This window comes from Pantoea sp. K16 (assembly GCF_048452805.1).
In the GTDB taxonomy this organism is placed as follows: Bacteria; Pseudomonadota; Gammaproteobacteria; order Enterobacterales; family Enterobacteriaceae; genus Pantoea; species Pantoea agglomerans.
Window position 1 is genome coordinate 16,344 of sequence record NZ_JBLWNV010000004.1, and the last position, 20,343, is coordinate 36,686.

The window sequence follows — 20,343 nt, forward strand, 5'->3', positions numbered from 1 at the left end:
GCTGTTGAAGCATCACATGAGGAGTCGTAGGAGAGGCAGAGCAGGAACAATCGCGGCGGGCAGGTGAAATTTCTGCTGGGAGCTAAAAAAAAGCCGGTCATCACGACCGGCTGATTTTAACCGCGGAAGAAGATATCGCCCGATTTACCCATGACGATTTTGCCGGTGTCATTGGTAATAAGAATGTAATTGGCGTTGATATAGGCCCAGTGGGTGTTTTCCTGCGGAGCAGGCAGATTACGCTTTTGCCACTCATTGATGGTGTACGTTTTATCGGTGTACTTCTCTGGCACTGTGTCACCGATTTGGTACTGTTTGTAGTCGATGATGATGGTGCTGAGGTCGTAATTAGGGTGCGCGCCGTTGGAAGGTGCCGGCGTGGTCGGCGTAATACCATCATTAGATTGTGAGCTGGTCGGCGCCTGGCTTTGCGCGCCACCGGCATCCGGCTGAACGCTGCCCGTATCAGGCGTAGCGGGCTGCGCATCCGGATTAGCAGGCTGAATCTGCGGCGGTGGCGGAACGGTATCCGTTGCTTCGCCAGCGGCTTGTACAGCGGGGATCAGGCTCAGCGAGCCAACCAGTAATCCCATTGATAAAAGTACACGTTGAGTCCTGCGCATAATGATTTCCACGTTGAATTTTGACAGTCAGGCTAAAGACAATGTTTATCGCACTTCAGTTCCGGCGCACTGACGCTATGTGTAAGGAAAAACAGCGCTATTCACTTTACTGCACACAGGCCAGGTAGCGGATCACTGTCCGACCACTTTATCCTGAGTTGCCAGATCGACCAACAACGCAATGCCTAAATAGTTACTCCAGTTAAAGCCGTTCTGCAGCACCACAATCGCATTGCCGTTACGTTTATCGTAGCCGATAAAACTGGCATAGCCGCCGATATAGCCCACCTGATAGGTGATCTGCTGCTCTTCGAAAGTGTCGGTCACCCAGGCGATATTCTGCGCCTGCGCGCCCTGCTGATACCACGCCTGATCTACCGCCGCGAAAGCCCGGTCCCGCGCAGCATCACCGGTAGCGCTGAGATGTGCGCGCAAATAAGCACTCAGATCGCGCGCGTTACTGTAGAGACTGGCCGCGGCCACCATGTTGCCGTGAAAATGCCAGTCAGGCGTCAGCGTGCCGCGGCGGATTAATTTTGGCTGATCACCTGCATGGCCCAGCGCACGCAATGGATAGCCCGCCAGCGTTTCCGGTACAAAGCTGCTTTGGTTCATTTTTAACGGTGTGAAGATAAGCTGTGACGCCAGCGTCTGAATATCCTGATGACAACGCGTGCGCAGGATATAACCGAGCAGCGCATAGCCGAGGTTGGAGTAGTGTGGCATGCGTACCGCGGGTGCAGAGAAGTCCGCCAGATAACTCAGCAGCTTGTCGCTATCAAGATTGCCATAGAAGTTCTCGCCGGTGTCCAGATAACGAACGAACTGCTGCAGCATCGTCAGATCCATATCCTGTCGCGGCAGACCCGAGGTGTGCGTCACCAGCTGCAGCAGCGTGATGCGCTGCGCGTCAGCGCTGAGGCGAACGCCTTCCGGCAGAAGATCGGCCAGTGTATCGCTCCAGCGCAGCTTACCCTGATCAACCAGCTGGATAATCACTTCTGCCGTCACGCCTTTACTCAGCGATCCCAGTGCAAACAGGGTATCGGGCGTGATCGGATAGCGATGCACACGATCGGTGACGCCAAAAGCGTAATAGCGGGTCGGGCCACCGCGATGAATGACCGCAATGCTGATGCCGGGAACCTGCTTCTGTTGCATGTAATGCTGCACGATGTCGTCGACATTTTCATGAAAGGTGGCGTGTGTCAGATAAACGCGGTCGCCCACCGGGGCGGAGGTTTGCGACAGGGTTCCACATCCCGCCAGCAGGAAGATAAAGGCTGGCATGAATCGCGTCATTAATCTGCTGATCCACTGGCCGCCAGGGGTCAGCCGTGCAAGGGAGACTGCAACAGCCGGCCTGCCAGTAAATCCATTTTTCATATATTAATCATTTACTTATTATTATTTAACACGCAACTGTCTGGCTGGAGCGCAAAAATGTACCATAAAGTGCTGTGGGCTATCGCCTGCACAACGGGGTGAAAGTGGTGCTAAACGCGGTTTAATCACCGCAGCACGCCCGAACAGGGTTAGCTGTGTTGCAGTCCACAAGGGTGTACACTGCTGCGGTTTTAAGGCTCAACGCCGCTGAAATTTTTGAAATGCCCGGGAGGCAACCGCATGAAAGAAGGCCCACTGTCCGAAAAAGAGCTGCAATGGCTGGAAGATATGCTGGAAAAATATGGCAGCGAAGCATCGATTATTGATGTCTCCGAGCTCGACGGCCTGCTGACTGCCGTACTCTCCGGTCCCGTCACCGTCGAGCCAAGCCAGTGGCTGGTGGCACTGTGGGGTGGCGAGAAGCAGATCCCAAAATGGAGCAACGAGCGTGAAATGACGCGCTTTATGTCGCTTTGCTTCCAGCATATGAATGATGTGGCTGACCGCTTATCTGAATTCCCTGAGCAGTTCGAACCGCTGTTTGGCATCCGTGAAATGGAAGGTCTGGAATTTACCGTGGTGGAAGAGTGGTGCTTCGGCTACATGCGCGGTGTCGCGCTGACCGACTGGACTGCCCTGCCGCAGGACCTGCAACCTGCGCTGGACGCCATCGCTCTGCACGGCGTGGAAGAGAATCTTGAAAAGATCGATGCCATGACGCCGGACGAGATGGAAGCCAGCATTGAAGCTATCCGTCCTGCTGCGCTGGCGCTGCACGATCACTGGATCTCCCAGCCAGAAGCGATTCCCGTTCCCCAGAAGCCTGTCGCGGCAGAGAAGCTGCCCGGCCGCAACGATCCCTGCCCGTGCGGCAGCGGCAAAAAATACAAGCAGTGCTGCCTGCACTGATCGACTGCTTAGCCTCACGATCTGCCGGGCGGCTATTCAGCCCGGCATGCTTCTCTCACGATCCACGACAGTTTGACCTGCATCACTCTACTCATTCCCTTACCTGAATAGACTGCTCACGACTTGAACAGCTTCGTGCTTATCGCTAAGGTAAGCGCGATTTTACCCGCCAGGAATAAACATGATCACCATCGCGCTTATTGACGATCACCTTATCGTCCGCTCCGGCTTTGCCCAGTTGCTGGGCCTGGAATCGGATTTCCAGGTCGTAGCGGAATTTGGTTCTGGCCGTGAGGCGCTGGCAGGTTTACCGGGCCGGGGCGTTCAGGTCTGTATCTGCGATATTTCGATGCCGGATCTCTCCGGGCTGGAGCTGCTGAGCAAGCTGCCGACGGGCCTGGCCACCATCATGCTGTCAGTCCATGACAGTCCGGCCCTGGTGGAGCAGGCGCTTAATGCCGGTGCGCGTGGATTCCTCTCTAAACGCTGTCGTCCCGATGAGCTGATCGCGGCGGTGCGCACGGTCTCCACAGGCGGTTGTTATCTGACACCAGAGATTGCGATCAAGCTGGCCGCTGGTCGGCAGGACCCGCTGACCCGACGCGAACGTCAGGTGGCGGAAAAACTGTCGCAGGGCATGGCGGTAAAGGAAATTGCCGTTGAGCTGGCGCTGTCACCGAAAACCGTACATGTCCACCGCGCGAATCTGATGGAGAAGCTCGGCGTCAGCAATGATGTGGAGCTGGCGCGCCGCATGTTTGATGGCTGGCAATGAGCCTCTGTGTTTCGCGGCTGATCTCCGTTGTCGCCAGCTTTTTCATCTTCTCGGCGGCCTGGTTCTGCCTGTGGAGTATCAGCCTGCACCTGGTGGAACGCCCGGAGCTGGCGGTGCTGCTATTCCCGTTTGGCCTGCGTCTGGGGCTGATGCTGCAATGTCCACGCGCTTACTGGCCGGTGTTGCTGGCAGCTGAGTGGATCATGCTGATCTGGCTGGCGAAGGTGGTCGCGCTGGCGCATCTGCCGCTATTAATGGCGGGCAGTGTACTGACGCTGCTGCCGGTGGCGCTGATCTCCCATTACCGCCATCAGCGTGACTGGCGCACGCTGCTGAGCCAGGGCGCGGCTCTGATCGCCGCGGCGCTGCTGCAATCCCTGGCGTGGGCGGGACAGCAGGAGATGCTGAACGCGCTGCTGCTAACGCTCACCGGTGGTCTGACGCTGGCCCCGACCTGCCTGGTCATCTGGCACTACCTCACCAGCACCCGCTGGCAGCCGCTGGGACCGGCGCTGGTCTCGCACCCGGTCAACTGGCGCGCCCGGCATCTTATCTGGTATCTGCTGCTGTTTGTCATCAGTCTCTGGTTGCAGCTTGGCCTGCCCGCTGAACTGTCACGCTTTACGCCATTCTGTCTGGCGCTGCCGATTATTGCGCTGGCCTGGCACTACGGCTGGCAGGGTGCGCTGATTGCTACGCTGATGAACGCAATCGCGCTGATCGCCAGCCAGACCTGGCACGATCATCCGGTCGATCTCCTGCTTTCGCTACTGGCGCAAAGCCTGACCGGACTGCTGCTGGGTGCCGGTATTCAGCGGCTGCGCGAGCTGAATCAGTCGCTGCAGAGTGAGCTGGCACGCAACCGGCGCCTGGCGGAACGGCTGGTCGAGACAGAAGAGAACGTGCGCCAGGAGGTGGCGCGCGAGCTGCACGATGACATCGGTCAGACGATTACGGCAATCCGCACCCAGGCGGGCATTGTGCAGCGCCTTGCGCCGGATAATGGCCGGGTGATCCAGAGCGGCGTCCATATTGAGCAGCTCTCACTGGGTGTCTACGATTCAGTGCGGCGACTGCTGGGACGTCTGCGACCCCGCCAGCTAGATGACCTGTCACTTGAACAGGCAGTTCGCTCCCTGATGCGTGAGATGGAGCTGGAGGATTGCGGCATCGTCAGTCACCTTGAGTGGCGTATTGATGAGACGCTGCTGAGCGAAGCGCAGCGCGTCACGCTGTTTCGCGTCTGTCAGGAGGGGCTGAACAACATTGTGAAACACGCCAGCGCCAGCGCCGTGATGCTCAAAGGCTGGCAACAGAATGGTCGCGTTTTGCTGGTGATTGAAGATGATGGCTGCGGTCTGCCGCCAGGTTCCGGTCAGCAGAGCTTTGGTCTGGTCGGGATGCGCGAACGCGTGAGTGCGCTGGGTGGATCGCTGACTATCTCCTGCACCCATGGAACCCGCGTCAGCGTGCATCTGCCGCTGCGTACGGCCTGAGGAACCACCGTGTTTAACTTTCTGAAAACGCCCGCTAAAGCCGCTCCGCTGCAGGACAAAAGTGAGATTGACAGCCGCTATCGCTACTGGCGACGGCACATCATGTCGACCATCTGGATCGGCTATGCCCTGTTCTACTTTACCCGCAAAAGCTTCAACGCGGCAGCGCCGGAAGTGATCGCCAGCGGCGTGATGATGCGCACCGATATCGGCCTGCTGGCGACGCTATTTTACATCACCTACGGCCTGTCGAAGTTCTTCTCCGGCATCGTCAGTGACCGCTCCAACGCCCGTTACTTTATGGGGCTGGGGCTGATCGCTACCGGCATGGTCAATATCCTGTTTGGCTTCTCCACCTCACTGTGGGCCTTTGCGCTGCTGTGGACCATCAACGCCTTTTTCCAGGGCTGGGGCGCGCCGGTCTGCGCGCGCCTGCTGACCAGCTGGTATTCGCGCAACGAGCGCGGCGGCTGGTGGGCATTATGGAACACCGCGCACAACGTTGGCGGTGCGGTTATCCCGATCGTTATCGGTGCAGTGACGCTGCACTATGGCTGGCGAATCGGGATGATGATTGCGGGCAGTTTAGCGATCCTCGCCGGACTGTTTCTCTGCTGGCGTCTGCGCGACCGGCCTCAGACTGTCGGCCTGCCCGCGGTAGGCGACTGGCGACAGGATGAGATGGAGATGGCGCAGCAGCAGGAAGGCGCAGGTCTGAGTCGCAAAGCGATCCTGACCCGCTACGTGCTATTCAACCCCTATATCTGGCTGCTGTCACTCTGTTACGTGCTGGTCTATGTGGTTCGCGCTGCGCTCAATGACTGGGGAAATCTCTACATCTCCGACACGCTGGGGGTAGATCTGGTCACGGCCAACTCGGTAGTCACCCTGTTTGAGCTGGGCGGTGTGATAGGCGCACTGGTCGCGGGCTGGGGCTCGGACAAGCTGTTTAACGGCAACCGTGGGCCGATGAACCTGATTTTTGCAGCCGGGATTTTGCTTTCCGTCGGCTCACTGTGGCTGATGCCCTTTACCAGTTACGTGATGCAGGCAGCCTGCTTTTTTACTACCGGTTTCTTTGTCTTTGGCCCGCAGATGCTGATTGGTATGGCGGCAGCCGAGTGTTCCCATAAAGATGCGGCAGGCGCGGCAACCGGCTTCGTCGGCCTTTTCGCCTATCTTGGCGCGTCCCTCTCCGGCTGGCCGCTGGCGTGGGTTATCGACGTCTGGCACTGGAGCGGCTTCTTTGCAGTGATTGCCACGGCGGCGGGGATATCCGCCCTGCTTCTGCTGCCGTTTTTAAATGCTCAGGCGCCGCGCGCCCTGCCTGAAGCGTGATACGCCTCTCCTTTTTGCCCCGAGTGGGGCAAAACTAAGAAATTTTCCTGGTTTCGCCTGGATGCTGTCTCAGGCCAGTCTGGCGGCAGGTTTTTACAATGCCAGCCATTCGCTGCCCATTGCAGCTATTCCAACCAGGAGAATCCCCTTCCATGCTGGCATTCCTCAAACAGGTGCGCAGACCGACGCTGGATCTGCCCATCGAACTGCGGCGCAAGATGTGGTTCAAGCCGTTTATGCAGTCCTATCTGGTGGTCTTTATCGGCTACCTGACCATGTATCTGATCCGCAAAAACTTCAATATCGCGCAGAACGATATGATCACCACCTACGGACTGAGCATGACGCAGCTGGGGATGATCGGTCTGGGCTTCTCCATCACCTATGGCGTCGGTAAAACCCTGGTCTCCTATTATGCTGACGGCAAAAACACCAAGCAGTTCCTGCCGTTTATGCTGATCCTCTCGGCCATCTGTATGCTGGGTTTCAGCGCCAGCATGGGCACCGGATCCGTCAGCCTGTTCCTGATGATCGCCTTCTATGCCTTAAGCGGATTCTTCCAGAGTACCGGCGGCTCCTGTAGCTACTCCACCATTACCAAATGGACGCCGCGCCGCAAGCGTGGCACCTATCTTGGCATGTGGAATATCTCACATAACCTCGGCGGTGCCGGTGCGGCAGGCGTTGCGCTGTTTGGCGCCAATGTGCTGTTCAACGGCCACGTAATTGGGATGTTTATCTTCCCGTCTATTATCGCGCTGATTGTTGGTTTTATCGGCCTGCGCTACGGCAGCGACTCTCCGGAGTCTTATGGCCTGGGCAAGGCCGAAGAGCTGTTTGACGAAGAGCTGAGCGATGAGGACAAAGAAGCTGAAGATGAGTCGATGACCAAATGGCAGATCTTTGTTGAGTACGTACTGAAGAACAAGGTGATCTGGCTGCTCTGCTTCGCCAACATCTTCCTCTATGTGGTGCGCATCGGGATCGATCAGTGGTCAACGGTTTACGCCTTCCAGGAGCTGAAGCTCTCTAAAGAGGTGGCGATTCAGGGCTTTACCCTGTTTGAAGTCGGCGCACTGGTGGGGACGCTGATGTGGGGCTGGTTATCCGATCTGGCCAATGGCCGCCGTGCGCTGGTCGCCTGCGTCGCGTTAGCGCTGATTATTGCCACGCTCGGGATCTATCAGCATGCCAGCAACCAGTATGTCTATCTGGCGTCGCTGTTCGCCCTGGGCTTCCTGGTGTTTGGCCCGCAGCTGTTAATCGGCGTCGCCGCGGTCGGCTTTGTGCCGAAAAAAGCGATTGGCGCAGCGGATGGTATCAAAGGCACCTTCGCCTATCTGATTGGTGACAGCTTCGCCAAACTGGGCCTGGGCATGATTGCCGACGGCACGCCGATATTTGGCCTGACCGGCTGGGCAGGCACCTTTGCCGCACTGGATGCCGCTGCTATCGCCTGTATCTGCCTGATGGCGCTGGTTGCCGTGATGGAAGAGCGTAAGATTCGCCGCGAGAAACGGCTACAGCGTTTAAAGATGGCGTAAAGATAAAACCGGGCCCGGCGTAAGCCGGGCTTTCCCGCCAGGTTCCGCTCTAAGCCATTGATGTAGTCCCACCAATCGGATCACTGCCAGTCAGCCCGCCAAACCCTCCCATTCCCTTTCACTTATTCTTTCATCTCGTACCCGATTATTTAAGAAATTCACTGTCAGGTGGTCAGCCTGACCACCAGGTTGTGGCCATGTTTTAATATTTACATGGCATAGTGCCTTTGTTTAGATGATAACTGACAAGGCGAATAACGGATTAAGCGGAACCTGATGATGATGAAGGCGCTGACTGAACGGCAACTGACGATTATGCGACAGCTTATTTCTCATAACAGTTATGTGAGCCTGCACGCTATTTCAGAAAAAACGTCTATTACACCCAGAACTCTACGCCGCGATATTGCCGACATTAACGAAAAACTTTCTGACCAGGGAATCAATCTCAGCGGAAAAAGTGGGAGAGGGATCACAATTAAATTCGCTGATGCGCAGTCTGAAATAGCCGCTCGCCGGATTTTCTCAACCGAGGTGGATGATTTCAGCAGCAACTTCAGGATGCTGAAAATAGCGTCGGATTTATTAATGCTTTCACCAAAAAGTTCCTCCATCAGCGAACTCGCGGATAAATATTTCATCAGCCGTGCTTCGATAGTGAATGATTTAAAAACATTAGAAGCATGGTTACATCAGTTTGATTTAACCTTATTAAAAAGCCGTGTCGGAACCAGCATAAAAGGCAGTGACCATAATATTCGCATGGCGATGAAAGCGCTGGTGTTAAAATCGATTTATAACCGTCAGGACATGATGGAAAGCCGTCTGGATGAAAGCACGCTGCAGGAGCTTTCAGAGAAATTTGGTCAGCAGGCTGTCCATTTTACCCTGCAATTAATTAATTTTATTGAACAGCAGCTGCAATATACGATAAGCGATCCTTACTACATCAATTTATTTACGCATATTCTGGTACTGATCCACCGCAGTCACTCGCCGATGCACAGGACCGACGCCCGCGCGGTGTCGATGAACCGGGTCAGCGACCATCACGCCTGGCAGGTGTCACTGGCGGTGATAGAGCGCATTGAGACTGCCTACAACACGGTACTGGTGGCCGAGGAGTCTCACTCCATCTATCAGTATCTGGTCTCCTCCGGTAAGGCGGGTGGTGAGTCACCACAGCACGATGACTCCTTGATTTCAGAGCGTGAAACCCGCTTTGCTGAGGCGCTGATCGCCCGGGTGGCGCAGCGCATCAACATCGAAATCACTACCGACCAGAACCTGCAGGCGTCATTGTCCTCGCATATCAAGCCGATGCTGAACCGCCTCAGATATCACATCCGGATTAAAAATCCGCTGCTGCATGATATCCAGACCGAGCTGGGAACGGTGTTTGCCGCCGTGAAAGCGGTGATCAGCCAGCTGACGCAGGAGTACAGCCTGGATGAGATCAGTGACGATGAGGTGGCTTACCTGACGGTGCATATTCAGGCGGCCATCGAAAACAGCATCAAGGTAAAACGGGTCTTGCTGGTCTGCTCCAGCGGCCTGGGCACCTCGCAGCTGCTTTACGGACGCATTATCCGTGCCTTTCCCGACTGGAAGATTATCGACATCGTGCCAGGGAAAAATATTGCTGACTCCCTGAAACGACATGAGTGTGACGTGGTGATTTCCACTATCCGGCTGGAACCGCTGGAAAAACCGGTGGTGTATGTCTCGGCCCTGTTCTCGGCGAAAGATATCGCTCGGGTAACGGAGTGTCTGGTATCGAATTCGATTAATTAATAATGGAGAAGCAAAATGACGACAGCCGTGGCTATTAACGAAGTATTAAAAGAAGAGTGCATTATTCTCGATGTCGATTGCCAGACCAAAGAGCAGATTATTTCTCAACTGACCGACCTGCTCTGCCAGACCGGCGCCGTCACCGATAAAGTCGCTTTCCTGAAAGATGTTTATCTGCGTGAGGAATTAGGCTCTACCGGATTTGAAAACCATATTGCTATTCCGCACGGCAAATCTGCCGCCGTCGCCAAAACCCGCATTGCCGTCGGTCGTTTACGCCAGGATATTCCGTGGGAAACCATCGACGGCACCAAAGTCCGGCTGGTTATTCTGTTCGCGGTAAAAGAGTCCGATAAAGATGTGGGCCATATCAAAATGCTCGCCAAAATATCCATCGCGTTAGGCGATGAGGATGTCGTCGAGCAATTACTTAATGTCCCGCATCGCGAAGAGATGTTTCATTTACTGTTATCCCGATCGGGAGCCTGAATAAACCGGAGAGCAACATGAATTAAAAAATTAAGGAGGTATTCCAGGTTGTAGCCATCCCTTCAGACAGAAAAACATAAATATAAAATTTTCACTGGAGAACATTTATGAACATTATTGCCATTACCGCCTGTCCTACAGGTGTCGCCCACACCTACCTTGCCGAAAGTAATTTAAAAAAAGCGGCTAAAAAACTGGGCCTGAATGTATTAGTTGAAACCCAGGGCGCGATTGAAAGCGAATATATTTTCAGCGACGACGATATTCATCAGGCCGACATAGTGTTAATCGCCGCAGATAAAAAAGTTGAGATGGCGCGCTTCCAGCATAAAAACGTGATTGAGGTGCCCGTTACCCGTGCCGCGAAGGATGCTGAAGGCCTGTTAAACGCCATTGTTAACGGCGAACTGGCTCCGAGGCTGGTAGACGCTGCGCCGCAGGCCAGTGCATCTGAACCGGCTAACAGTGCCCGTGAGGCGTCCGGTTCCCGTTCCTGGATTTCAGAGATTTATGTACACCTCATCACCGGCGTGAACCTGATGATCCCGTTTGTGGTGGCGGGCGGCATTCTGATCGCGCTGAGTTTTTCATTCGGGATTACGGCGGCCACACCAGGGGACGCTAATTTCAGTCCGATAGCGAAGATGCTCTCTGACATCGGTGGCGGTTCCGCTTTTGCCCTGATGCTGCCGATTCTGGCGCTGGGGATCAGCCAGTCTGTCAGCGGCAAAGCGGGCATCGTGGCGGGCGCAGTGGGCGGGATGATGGCGATCCACACCGGCTCCGGCTTTCTTGGCGCGCTGATTGCCGGCTTCCTGGCCGGATACATCACGCTGCTGATCAATAACCATATCCATCTGCCCAAAGCGGTCGCCGGGCTGAAACCTATTTTAATCGTGCCTCTGTTAAGCGTGCTGCTGACCGGCGCACTGATGGCGCTGCTGATTGGTGAGCCGATCAAAATGCTGCTCGGCTGGCTGACCGACTTCCTCAGTTCGCTGGGTAACACCAACGCGGCCATCCTCGGCCTGCTGTTCGGCATGATGGTGGCCTTTGATATGGGCGGCCCGCTGAATAAGACCGTCTGTATGTTTGCGATTGGCCTGATGTCGAGCGGGGTTTACGGACCGATTGCCGCCTGTATGGCGGCAGGCATGGTGCCACCACTGGGCATCGCGCTGGCAACCACCCTCTTCCGCCGCAAGTTTACCGAGCAGGAGCGCGAGACCGGCAAGGTCACCTACATCCTCGGCCTGTCATTCATTACCGAAGGCGCCATCCCTTACGCGGTCGCCGATCCGCTGCGCGTCATCCCGGCCATCGTGGCGGGCTCCGGGTTAGCGGGCGCACTCTCAATGATGCTGGGCTGCGCTTCCCGCGCTCCGCACGGCGGCATTTTCGTCATCTTCATTCCTAACGTGATCAGCAATGTCATGGGTTATCTGTTTGCGATTGCCGCAGGCAGTCTGCTGACGGCGCTGATCCTGCTGTTCCTGAAAAAAGATATCTCCGTTCCTGCAAAACAAGGATAAAACCTATGCTTTACAACATGAAAGATCTGCTCAGCGTTGCCCGACAGCATCAGTTTGGCGTTGGTGCGTTTAACATCGCCAGCGCGGAGTTTGGACGGGTGGCGGTTGAGACTGCCGAGCGACTGGATTCACCGCTGATTCTGGAGATCCATCCTGAAGAGATGGCCTTCACCGGCCCGGAATTTATCGGTTATCTGCGGACGCTGGCGATTCAGGCGCGCGTGCCGGTGGTGATCCATCTGGACCATGGCCGTTCGCTGGAAGAGGTGATGAAAGCGATCTACGCAGGTTTTACTTCAGTGATGATTGACGCCTCGTCTCAACCTTTTGAGCAGAATATTGCGCTGACGAAGAAGATTGTCGAGATAGCGCACACGATTAATGTCTCTGTGGAAGCGGAGCTGGGCACCATCGGCGTGGCAGAAGGCAGCGGCGAAGGCGGCAGTAACGAGATTCTCTATACCGATCCGCAGCAGGCCGAGACCTTTGTGCGCGAGACCGGCACCGACACGCTGGCGGTCGCCATCGGCACCTCGCATGGCCTCTACCCCAAAGGGAAGCAGCCGAAGCTGGATATCGAGCGCCTGCAGCAGATCCGTAAGTTGGTTGATATCCCGCTGGTGCTGCATGGCGGTTCGGGCAACAAAGACAGCGAGGTCGCGGAATCAATTCGTTATGGCGTCGGTAAAATCAATATCTCCAGCGATATGAAGAAGGCGTTTTTCGTGGCGCTGGAGCAGGAGCTGAAGCTTGGGGGTCACGAGCCTAATTCCCTCTTTGTTAAACCGATGCAGGCGGCGAGTGAAGTGGTCGCGGCGAAGATGGCGCTGTTTAGTTCGGTGGGGAAAGCGGCGTTGTATCGGTAAGGGGTTGGTGGGGGGATTGGTTGCGAGTTGAGTATGGGAAAGGCACTGATGGATCGGTGTCTTTTTTGGGTTTTGAGAAGTGAGTTTTAAATAAGTATCAGGTCAGTAAGCAACAGCCATCAATGAAAAGAGATCTGCTCATCGCTCTTTTTTCGTATGCCAAAGATCCACGATGTAGATGGTATTATCACGAAGTTCGTAATGAATCTCGTAGTCATCCAGTATTAGCTTTCGAACTTCACGTGGTTCATATCGAACCTGCTGTATGCCGATTGCTGGGTGTGCCTTGAGGCCAGCACTGCCGGTTATCAGGCGGTCTAAGACATCATCAGCATGCTGGCGGCTGTACTGAAGAGCAAAACGGTAGATGCGTTCCAGGTCATCCTGAGCTTTAAGCCGTCCAGTAAATTTCCATTTATCAGCTTTTCTTTAAACGATTACCAAATTCAACAAGGTCAGAGTGACTTACTACACGCCCGGCATCTACATCGGCAAGACCAGCCTGAATGCTCTGATGACGCCGTTCCCTTTCAGCCAGCATAGTGGTCAACGCTTCCTTGATGATCCAGCTTTTAGAACGATCCAGCTCCACAGCCAGATTTTCTACAGCATTAGCCAAATCGGTGGGTATCTGCGCGCTAATGGTCTGTTTTGTAAGAGACCCCATAGTGTTCACCTCTTTTAATAACAGTTAATAACTTTTATTAAGTCTAGCTTGGGTTTGTCTATAAAAACATCAGAGCTTATTTTGCGGGCAGCATCCTGAGGTTTGTTTCGCACTAATTGTCACCTATGGACTGGTCTGATAAATGACTATGCGATCTCACTATATTGGGCGGACACGAACCTGATTCAATGTTTAAGAAACCGATGCACGGGCGATCGTCCTCGTCAGCCGGGTTCTTGCTGGCAGAGCGTTTGATTACAGCAGAGTGGCTGGGTCGGTGGAGGATTAAGGATGATAAGGTTTAGTTACTTCCCGACTGCAACGTCAGCTGGCGGCGCTGAAAGAATTGCGCAGCGTTTATCCAGCAGCGACTCAACGGACGCCCGATTGCCCTTATCCCAGCCGCGCCGGGTAGTTAGCAGGATAAATCCTTTTTCTCCCGAAAACGTCGCCGGAATGAGCGCCACACCAGACTCTGCCAGCTGCGGCGGCGACAGATGGAAATGGCGCGCTACGGAGGAGACAGGATAAATCCCCATCGCCGTAGGCTGCATAACGCGGCGGGCATAGTAGGTGTGATTCAGCAAACGGTCGGGCAAGGGTCGCCAGTCATTATTAATATAGGGGCGCTCGGCCTGAAGCTGGCGATAGACATCCTCCCGCAGGCAGGTCAGATGAATATGCAGTTGATTCTGGCTGCGGCCATAAGCGGAATTCAGCGCCATGCCGAGCCGATCCTCAGGCACTTCAGCACCATAGGCCGACATCAGACGATAGCGCATTAACCAGGTGTAGCCGAAATAGTCAGGACGTCCGGGGCGCGACAACGCAATGCTCTCAATGCCGGACATTGCCACCGTGGGCACCAGAATAAAGTGCAGCCTGTGGCGAGGATTCTGGATGATGCTGTAGCCCTGTGTGCTGTCTTGCGGCAGATAGATTTGCTGGCAGGGAGCCGGATCGCGACGGTAGTGATAGTTATTCATGCAGAGGTCATGCGTGACCGTCCACAGCGCGTCAGAGCGGGCGCATCCTGTCAGCAGCAGCGTGATGACCAGCGGCAGAGACCGGCATCGCCACAACAATTTCCCGTTCAACGGATTGCGTCCGGTCAGGCGACTCAATGCAGGTATAACCTCATAAGCAGGGGTTCATATTGGGGGAGCGTTTAGCCGAATGGCAAATCAGCCTTCAGCCTTAAGAAAGAGATGCACTAACCTTTTGCTTCAAAAGCATCAGGAATTCTGCAGGCGTAGTTTCCCATAATTCTGTGGAAAATTCCGCGCCATAGCGGCCTTCAAAATCGTTCGCCAGCTTTTCAGACTCACTCATAAATTGCTCAATATCACCTATCAAACCATGCCGGGTAGCCGAAGGGGAGCATGAGCATCAGGATTTAAAAACCATCTGCAGTCAGATACTGACTCGGTGTCTGTTTAATTACGCCTGCCAGCATGAGTTTTGTTATGAAAAATGCTGATGTCGGTTCACTCCAGTCAGCAATAACTTAAAATCGCGAATCATTATTCTAATGTTCCTGCTGCCCCCGCAGATTTTTGTGAATCCCGATAATTCATCTGTAATCTTGTAAACTGCTCTTTCCATCCGTTTTGTAAAGCAAAAATATCCAGGATATTGCTGGCAGATGTGATTTGCACTGTCCTTTAACTGGTTTAAAATACGATTAGCAACAGCTAACGAAGCGGATTATACTGGTTTATCCACTCATCCCGGAGGTAGAAACTGACGTGAAGGATACATACTACAACGATACAAGAATCAATTTGTTAATCCAGAGTGAACTGAATGCATTCTTTGAGGATTACAAGGGTATTATCTATGCCTACGCCATTATGAACAAGAAAGACCCTTCACAGATGCGTATTATTAATAACAATCCTGAGTGGTTCGATATATACCTTGAAAGAAAGTATCAGTTTATTGATCCTGTCATCATTCAGAGTTTACGTTGTGTTGAAGATTTTTTTTGGGAAAACAACGTCATTCTGTCAGGCGGCTACAATCTCACGCGAATTTTCAATGAAAGTTTTCAATATAATATTTTCCAGGGGCAGACATTCCCTCTGCATGACTACCTGAACAACCTGGCTTTGCTATCCATTATCAGTCAGAAAGATTCTGGTATTGACATGGAAAAAAATCGTTCGAAAATAGTTAGTTTTCTTATTAAATTGCATCAGAAGACGCTTAACTTATACAGTCAACACCATCAGAAAAAGAACGTTTTTTTGTCACCGCGTGAGCGCCAAATACTTAAGTGGGTCGGCGCCGGGAAAACATACGCCGAAGTTGCGGTCATTTTATCTATTGCGGAACGCACCGTAAAATTTCATATGGGCAACGTCATGAAAAAGCTCGGAGTGAATAACGCCACACATGCGGTAAAACTAGGGACGGAGCTCCGGCTGCTGGACAACTGAGCCAGCGTTACTGGTTAAAGATGGCGTAAATGCCGGGACATCTCACGAAGCCAGCCACTGGCTTTGTCCCTGGTGATAATATCTTCCACGATGCTCATGCTGGCAGGCATGAAAATGTAGTAGATAACTTCCCCTTTTTCAGAAAGGCCTTTCTGAATAACTTCTATTTTCCAGTTTGCATGGCGAAATATTGCATACATGCCGCGACTTGCCACAGCGTACATCCCCCGATAGTTTCTCTTCATGCAATAAAAAATCATTGCAAGGAATAACACTTTACTGGCGGGCAAGCCATGCAGGCCTGCAGAGTCACGTCTATCTTTATCTAAAAACAGCCGGCTAATCTCACAACAGGGGATATCTGTGGGGAGACCACTTATACCCTCGAAATATTCATGAAAAATTTCGCTCATCATCGTCGGCTGCGTCGAATCTATAAACCGTGCACCACATAGCAACTTCCCGTTATGCATGCCCAGCAGGTAAGTCGTATTTTCGTTGTCAAATTGATCCTTTTCCATGCCGTCAATGCATTCGACTTTCCAGTCGAGCCTCTCACGAAATGTTTTTCTTCTGAGCCGGTAGAGTTCGGTTGATAATTCTGGCGGAAATTCATTGTAATCACGCAAAAAAAACTCAATAGCAGAATTCATTCATTCATTCCTGATAATCACATATGGGAACCATTACCCCTGTCTTTTAAGACAGCTTTTATTACATCTGCGCAGACCCTATACTTAAAAAAGTACCTGACCACCGGGCACTCACCGTGCTTAGCGGTCAGGAGGTCAAAGACCAATACAACACCAGGGAAACCCACCCGCGATTATCTGATATTTCAGGTACCGGGTACAGAGTGCAATAAGCGCTCAAACGATAATTATATTAAAATACGAAAAATATCAATTAACTATAGTTTAATTATTGCCCTTTATAATTTTAAGGGGCAAGCTTTCCTGTTGCATTGACTAAAGCAACTATTATCTAATCTGTGATACAGGTTAACCGGGGGTTTCCCCGCCTGACACTAATCAGTTGCTGAAGACATCGCCACCAAACTGTTCAGCGTTATACGAAACCCCTCACTATTATCGTTACAGATACCGCCAGCAGCGAGTAACCGGCCGACGCCTTTGATGTTAAGCGTTCCGTAGGTTACTGGCTGTCTCCCGCCTCCCACGCCGAGCTGCATTAATGAAGTTGGCGCAGGTATTCCGTCAGAGCGTCGGTGATCGCGCTTACTCACTGCAGGATTAAACGCACCGATAGTGTTTTCGCTCCACCGAATTTGAAGGCATTTTCATCGACGCAAATTAACTTACCTTTGTCGTCAATGTAAAACGTCGTCAATGTAAAACAGCCCGGCGGACAGAACAGACACATCATTCAGGCATACCACATCACCACACTCTATCATGGCTTTTAATTGTTCCTTTGACCGCTCTCCGTGTCTGGAAAGCGTTCCGGATTATCCCTCGACAGACAAATAAGACGGTTTTCTGGCAGGCTCAATCCCATATAAGCATCCCTGTGTTGTCTCTTTCATTCCCAGGGGGATAATCGGACTGCAGGAAAGTGAATTAAACAATCAGGCAACGAAAACCCGATGTCCCGGTGGTGGATACACCAGAAAACGATGAGCAGGTTATAATGCAACTCAATCAATCACGCATGCACGTATTTTTGGGTAAGAAAACCTAAGATTTAGCCATACATGTCTTAATAATTTAATGCACAATGTGAGCGAATTTACATAATTCAATTTATAAGTAATTTTTTAACTTCTGCCAGAATTAACTCACACATTATAAAAATCATTTCTTAATGTTACTTTTCCTCTCAATCGCTCTGACTATAATCTGATAACCAATGAGTGTTACCATTGTACATATCACTAATAGTGCAATCCCCACGAAACCCTCAATATCGCGTTGATTAAATAGCTTTGCTAACTCTGTCCAAAACTGCTGCTCTCCTTGTGTCGATGGATCTGACGGTCTTACCAGAAGGAACGTCATTACAAACAAAGATACTGCGATAAGGATTCTAAACCCCGCTGGGACACGTTTTGCTTCCATTTAAAACCACCTCAATTGTGCCAAAAGACATTAGTCCATTACGTAATTTCACTTGTGAAGTAGAGAGTAATGCTTGCCGAATAGCGATGAAATCAGTTCTGTGTTGCAAAGTGATACAACCTAAAGATACACCAAGAGGCCCACGAGGATGTAGTCTGAAATTCCCACGCTCTACATTATTAACCCACATATGGTCATCTATCCTTCCATCATCACGATACAAAGCAAACCATTCATACTTGATAACTGGCGTTGAAGTCGGCCATGAGTAGAAATCGTGCAAGTCAGTTCGGATTATACCTTTCCAGCCACCGGTTGGGCGCTTAACGATGTGATATAAACCATCAGGTATTGGCCCGTTGTCTGGAACTGCAATACATCCTGCACGATTGCGATATTCCCTGTTACCAGAGTACGCCATAAACGTCCCGATTCCATACATGAGTAAAGGTGAGTAATCTGCATCATTGACAGTGAAAATTCCTTTTAATGCCATGTCTGGCTCCTTTTACTTTGACCACTTTATAGATGAGGGTGATTTATCATAATGCCTCATCAAAAAATGAAAATGATCTGCGTCTAATATACAACACAATCATGAGTTAGTGATATATCTAATATTTACTGTGTTTCTATTTCGCCAACGTGCTGAAAACTCTGATAGACTTTGATAACTCAGTGCTGAATGTAGATAACACTCTTTATAATTCTACCGCCAGATTTCCTGCACCAGGTTTAGAAAGTAGCTTAGTGAATAGTATGCTTACGGAGAGTTTCGGGGCAAAAAAATCGGCTCTGGCCTCACGAAGGATGCTGATTTGGAAAGCCATTTTTATACGCACGTCTTCAAATTGCCGATGAAGACAGCACTAATATTGCAATATGTTAATTAATGGTGAGCAGGTCAAAACCAGTCAAAGTGATGGCATTCTGTTCGCCACGTAATATTTAATATCATCGTAAGCTGGCGATGACCGCTGAAGATGGTCAGGTATTGAATATTCGCTTCGATCAGGGAATGGGATACCGTGCATTAACTTTGTATCACAGCGGTATAGCTTTAAGTTCAGCGATAACGTTTCTTTGCGGTCAGGTAATAAGGCGCTGGTCTGCAAGGAGGAAAATGTGGTCAACAGCGAAGAAAGTTAGGCAACTGATGTATTTTTGGAAGTGATCGCGTCCTGACATTTAACCGCTCCCGATGCGATGTCGGGAGCGGCTTTTCATTCAGACGACTTTCTGTTTACCGGCAATAACCTGAATAAACTCCTGCACCTGCTTTTGTTTCCGCGCCGACAGCTTGCATACCTGGCGCAGAGACTGCATCAGTTCGCTCTCCTGCCGGGCGGTGAGAACAATACAACCTTCCATTACCTTTACATCTACTGCTGTGCCAGTGGCAAAACCGGCAGCTTCCAGCCATTGTCCTTTCATAGTGATGGCGGGTATACGGCTGTAATCCGGATAGCGGCTTGCATAGCTAACGGTTAATTGCCGGTTATCTGCAGGAGAGACTTCTGGTTCAGTCGGTTGTGCAATAGAATGGGCGTCAGTCATGATTACTATTCCCTATAAATAGTGATTGTGATTAGCGGCGCGGGTGTGTTGGCGCACATCCGCACCGCGCTAAATACCTGTATATATCATCAGGAAAGAGAAGAAAAGTCCAGCTAAAAACAGTGTGAAATAAGTAATTTATAAAATCATTTTATTATAAACCGTAAGTTTTATCTGGCAGGAAATAATAAGAAGCGCACCAGGAAAATAGCTCAAGAGCATTAGCCCTGGATATCATAAAATTACCAACAGCTATTCTTCCTGACTCAACAAATAGAGAGTTATCAGGGAGAGTTTAACTTTCTTCCTCATTGTATTCCCCCCAGGTTACTGCACTACTCCTTACAATCTCATATTGTTGCTCATGATATGGTGTTTCAATACATTTAAGGTTTATCCCGGCCTCAATTTTTTCAGTGTATGGCTTAAAGCCGATTTCTCCCAATTATCGAGGTTAAAATTGTTCTTTCTGCGCCATGATTCAGTCAGGTATCCATTTAATGCTGCAGCCAGTACAACTCACTCAAACCAATACCTTCAACCCATGCTTCTGCACTACGGTAAGCAATTTCAGCGATAATCCACCTGTACGCTTTACCCCACTTTCCCATTTCTGCACCGTTGACACACTGGTGTTCAGATAGCTGGCAAAAACGGGCTGGCTGACGTTCAGCTTCTCACGCAACGCCTTAATCTCGATGGGTTGCAGCTCATCCACATTGTTGAGGCACGCTTTATCAAAGTTGCGCATCGTTTCCTGCGGGATAGCATCGACGCTTAATAATCCAGAAGCAGCGCTGTGGATGGCCTCAAATGCAGGACTCTTAAATTTACTTTTTGCAGTCATG

General features: G+C 51.7%; 18 protein-coding genes and 4 pseudogenes. 12 read left to right on the plus strand and 10 right to left on the minus strand.

Annotated elements, in window-relative coordinates:
- Positions 1-116: 116 nt before the first annotated feature.
- Positions 117-623 (minus strand): RcnB family protein, encoded by a 507-nt coding sequence (locus ACK13D_RS06225; protein ID WP_033759783.1) that lies wholly within the window; start codon positions 621-623, stop codon positions 117-119.
- A 132-nt stretch (positions 624-755) separates the two neighbouring features.
- Positions 756-2,009, minus strand: coding sequence for a serine hydrolase domain-containing protein (locus tag ACK13D_RS06230; RefSeq protein ID WP_187501345.1), 1,254 nt, complete (start codon positions 2,007-2,009; stop codon positions 756-758).
- A 240-nt stretch (positions 2,010-2,249) separates the two neighbouring features.
- On the opposite strand from ACK13D_RS06230, the gene ACK13D_RS06235 reads away from it, so the two are divergent.
- From ACK13D_RS06235 to ACK13D_RS06280, 10 genes and pseudogenes are all read left to right on the plus strand, one after another.
- Positions 2,250-2,918, plus strand: coding sequence for a YecA/YgfB family protein (locus tag ACK13D_RS06235; protein ID WP_010671734.1), 669 nt, complete (start codon positions 2,250-2,252; stop codon positions 2,916-2,918).
- A gap of 181 nt (positions 2,919-3,099) precedes the next feature.
- A complete protein-coding gene (gene uhpA / locus ACK13D_RS06240) occupies positions 3,100-3,693 on the plus strand; it encodes a transcriptional regulator UhpA (RefSeq protein WP_010251517.1) in 594 nt (197 codons plus the stop codon).
- Positions 3,690-5,189: a signal transduction histidine-protein kinase/phosphatase UhpB gene (uhpB, locus tag ACK13D_RS06245; RefSeq protein WP_418795944.1), complete on the plus strand. Its 1,500-nt coding sequence runs from the start codon at positions 3,690-3,692 to the stop codon at positions 5,187-5,189. The genes uhpA and uhpB overlap by 4 nt, the downstream gene beginning before the upstream one ends.
- A 9-nt stretch (positions 5,190-5,198) precedes the next feature.
- Positions 5,199-6,527: an MFS transporter gene (locus ACK13D_RS06250; protein ID WP_418795946.1), complete on the plus strand. Its 1,329-nt coding sequence runs from the start codon at positions 5,199-5,201 to the stop codon at positions 6,525-6,527.
- 152 nt (positions 6,528-6,679) lie between these two features.
- A complete protein-coding gene (gene uhpT / locus ACK13D_RS06255; protein WP_010251526.1) occupies positions 6,680-8,071 on the plus strand; it encodes a hexose-6-phosphate:phosphate antiporter in 1,392 nt (463 codons plus the stop codon).
- Positions 8,072-8,353: 282 nt separating this feature from the next.
- Positions 8,354-8,830: pseudogene (locus ACK13D_RS06260) on the plus strand (HTH domain-containing protein); the annotation flags it as partial.
- Positions 8,831-8,833: 3 nt separating this feature from the next.
- Positions 8,834-9,865 (plus strand): BglG family transcription antiterminator, encoded by a 1,032-nt coding sequence (locus ACK13D_RS06265; protein ID WP_230873606.1) that lies wholly within the window; start codon positions 8,834-8,836, stop codon positions 9,863-9,865.
- A gap of 15 nt (positions 9,866-9,880) precedes the next feature.
- A complete protein-coding gene (locus ACK13D_RS06270; RefSeq protein ID WP_010251532.1) occupies positions 9,881-10,354 on the plus strand; it encodes a PTS sugar transporter subunit IIA in 474 nt (157 codons plus the stop codon).
- A gap of 107 nt (positions 10,355-10,461) precedes the next feature.
- A complete protein-coding gene (locus tag ACK13D_RS06275) occupies positions 10,462-11,886 on the plus strand; it encodes a PTS fructose transporter subunit IIC (protein ID WP_010671739.1) in 1,425 nt (474 codons plus the stop codon).
- A 5-nt stretch (positions 11,887-11,891) separates the two neighbouring features.
- Positions 11,892-12,752 (plus strand): ketose-bisphosphate aldolase, encoded by an 861-nt coding sequence (locus ACK13D_RS06280; RefSeq protein WP_191921603.1) that lies wholly within the window; start codon positions 11,892-11,894, stop codon positions 12,750-12,752.
- Between the two features lie 138 nt (positions 12,753-12,890).
- Here ACK13D_RS06280 and ACK13D_RS06285 read toward each other — a convergent pair.
- The 4 genes and pseudogenes from ACK13D_RS06285 to ACK13D_RS06300 all read right to left on the minus strand — a co-directional run.
- Positions 12,891-13,167, minus strand: a pseudogene (locus ACK13D_RS06285) (type II toxin-antitoxin system RelE/ParE family toxin).
- A 3-nt stretch (positions 13,168-13,170) separates the two neighbouring features.
- A complete protein-coding gene (locus ACK13D_RS06290) occupies positions 13,171-13,419 on the minus strand; it encodes a CopG family ribbon-helix-helix protein (RefSeq protein WP_022625341.1) in 249 nt (82 codons plus the stop codon).
- Positions 13,420-13,724: 305 nt separating this feature from the next.
- Entirely contained in the window at positions 13,725-14,501 is a 777-nt protein-coding gene (locus ACK13D_RS06295; RefSeq protein ID WP_418796059.1) for a CDP-diacylglycerol diphosphatase, read from the minus strand.
- Positions 14,502-14,616: 115 nt separating this feature from the next.
- Positions 14,617-14,787: pseudogene (locus ACK13D_RS06300) on the minus strand (contact-dependent growth inhibition system immunity protein); the annotation flags it as partial.
- 380 nt (positions 14,788-15,167) lie between these two features.
- On the opposite strand from ACK13D_RS06300, the gene ACK13D_RS06305 reads away from it, so the two are divergent.
- Entirely contained in the window at positions 15,168-15,860 is a 693-nt protein-coding gene (locus ACK13D_RS06305; protein WP_089414603.1) for a helix-turn-helix transcriptional regulator, read from the plus strand.
- Positions 15,861-15,874: 14 nt separating this feature from the next.
- On the opposite strand, the gene ACK13D_RS06310 is transcribed toward ACK13D_RS06305, so the two are convergent.
- A complete protein-coding gene (locus ACK13D_RS06310; protein ID WP_418795948.1) occupies positions 15,875-16,513 on the minus strand; it encodes an acyl-homoserine-lactone synthase in 639 nt (212 codons plus the stop codon).
- A gap of 1,393 nt (positions 16,514-17,906) precedes the next feature.
- Positions 17,907-18,434 carry a DUF2778 domain-containing protein gene (locus ACK13D_RS06315; protein WP_073970690.1) on the minus strand — a complete coding sequence of 176 codons (528 nt, stop codon included), beginning with the start codon at positions 18,432-18,434 and terminating at the stop codon, positions 17,907-17,909.
- Positions 18,435-18,845: 411 nt separating this feature from the next.
- Here ACK13D_RS06315 and ACK13D_RS06320 point away from each other — a divergent pair.
- Positions 18,846-19,087: pseudogene (locus tag ACK13D_RS06320) on the plus strand (hypothetical protein); the annotation flags it as partial.
- 78 nt (positions 19,088-19,165) lie between these two features.
- Here the strand turns inward: ACK13D_RS06320 and symE are convergent.
- Both symE and ACK13D_RS06330 read right to left on the minus strand, forming a co-directional pair.
- Positions 19,166-19,495 (minus strand): endoribonuclease SymE, encoded by a 330-nt coding sequence (gene symE / locus ACK13D_RS06325; RefSeq protein WP_033770916.1) that lies wholly within the window; start codon positions 19,493-19,495, stop codon positions 19,166-19,168.
- A gap of 523 nt (positions 19,496-20,018) precedes the next feature.
- Positions 20,019-20,342, minus strand: coding sequence for a helix-turn-helix domain-containing protein (locus ACK13D_RS06330; RefSeq protein WP_418795950.1), 324 nt, complete (start codon positions 20,340-20,342; stop codon positions 20,019-20,021).
- Position 20,343: the final 1 nt, after the last annotated feature.

Bases quoted from the DNA above. Each gene is read 5' to 3' on its own strand.
- ACK13D_RS06225 (WP_033759783.1), bottom strand. From the start codon at position 623: ATGCGCAGGACTCAACGTGTACTTTTATCAATGGGATTACTGGTTGGC.
- ACK13D_RS06230 (WP_187501345.1), bottom strand. From the start codon at position 2,009: ATGAAAAATGGATTTACTGGCAGGCCGGCTGTTGCAGTCTCCCTTGCA.
- ACK13D_RS06235 (WP_010671734.1), top strand. From the start codon at position 2,250: ATGAAAGAAGGCCCACTGTCCGAAAAAGAGCTGCAATGGCTGGAAGAT.
- uhpA (WP_010251517.1), top strand. From the start codon at position 3,100: ATGATCACCATCGCGCTTATTGACGATCACCTTATCGTCCGCTCCGGC.
- uhpB (WP_418795944.1), top strand. From the start codon at position 3,690: ATGAGCCTCTGTGTTTCGCGGCTGATCTCCGTTGTCGCCAGCTTTTTC.
- uhpT (WP_010251526.1), top strand. From the start codon at position 6,680: ATGCTGGCATTCCTCAAACAGGTGCGCAGACCGACGCTGGATCTGCCC.
- ACK13D_RS06265 (WP_230873606.1), top strand. From the start codon at position 8,834: ATGGCGATGAAAGCGCTGGTGTTAAAATCGATTTATAACCGTCAGGAC.
- ACK13D_RS06270 (WP_010251532.1), top strand. From the start codon at position 9,881: ATGACGACAGCCGTGGCTATTAACGAAGTATTAAAAGAAGAGTGCATT.
- ACK13D_RS06275 (WP_010671739.1), top strand. From the start codon at position 10,462: ATGAACATTATTGCCATTACCGCCTGTCCTACAGGTGTCGCCCACACC.
- ACK13D_RS06280 (WP_191921603.1), top strand. From the start codon at position 11,892: ATGCTTTACAACATGAAAGATCTGCTCAGCGTTGCCCGACAGCATCAG.
- ACK13D_RS06290 (WP_022625341.1), bottom strand. From the start codon at position 13,419: ATGGGGTCTCTTACAAAACAGACCATTAGCGCGCAGATACCCACCGAT.
- ACK13D_RS06310 (WP_418795948.1), bottom strand. From the start codon at position 16,513: ATGAATTCTGCTATTGAGTTTTTTTTGCGTGATTACAATGAATTTCCG.
- ACK13D_RS06315 (WP_073970690.1), bottom strand. From the start codon at position 18,434: ATGGCATTAAAAGGAATTTTCACTGTCAATGATGCAGATTACTCACCT.
- symE (WP_033770916.1), bottom strand. From the start codon at position 19,495: ATGACTGACGCCCATTCTATTGCACAACCGACTGAACCAGAAGTCTCT.
- ACK13D_RS06330 (WP_418795950.1), bottom strand. From the start codon at position 20,342: ATGACTGCAAAAAGTAAATTTAAGAGTCCTGCATTTGAGGCCATCCAC.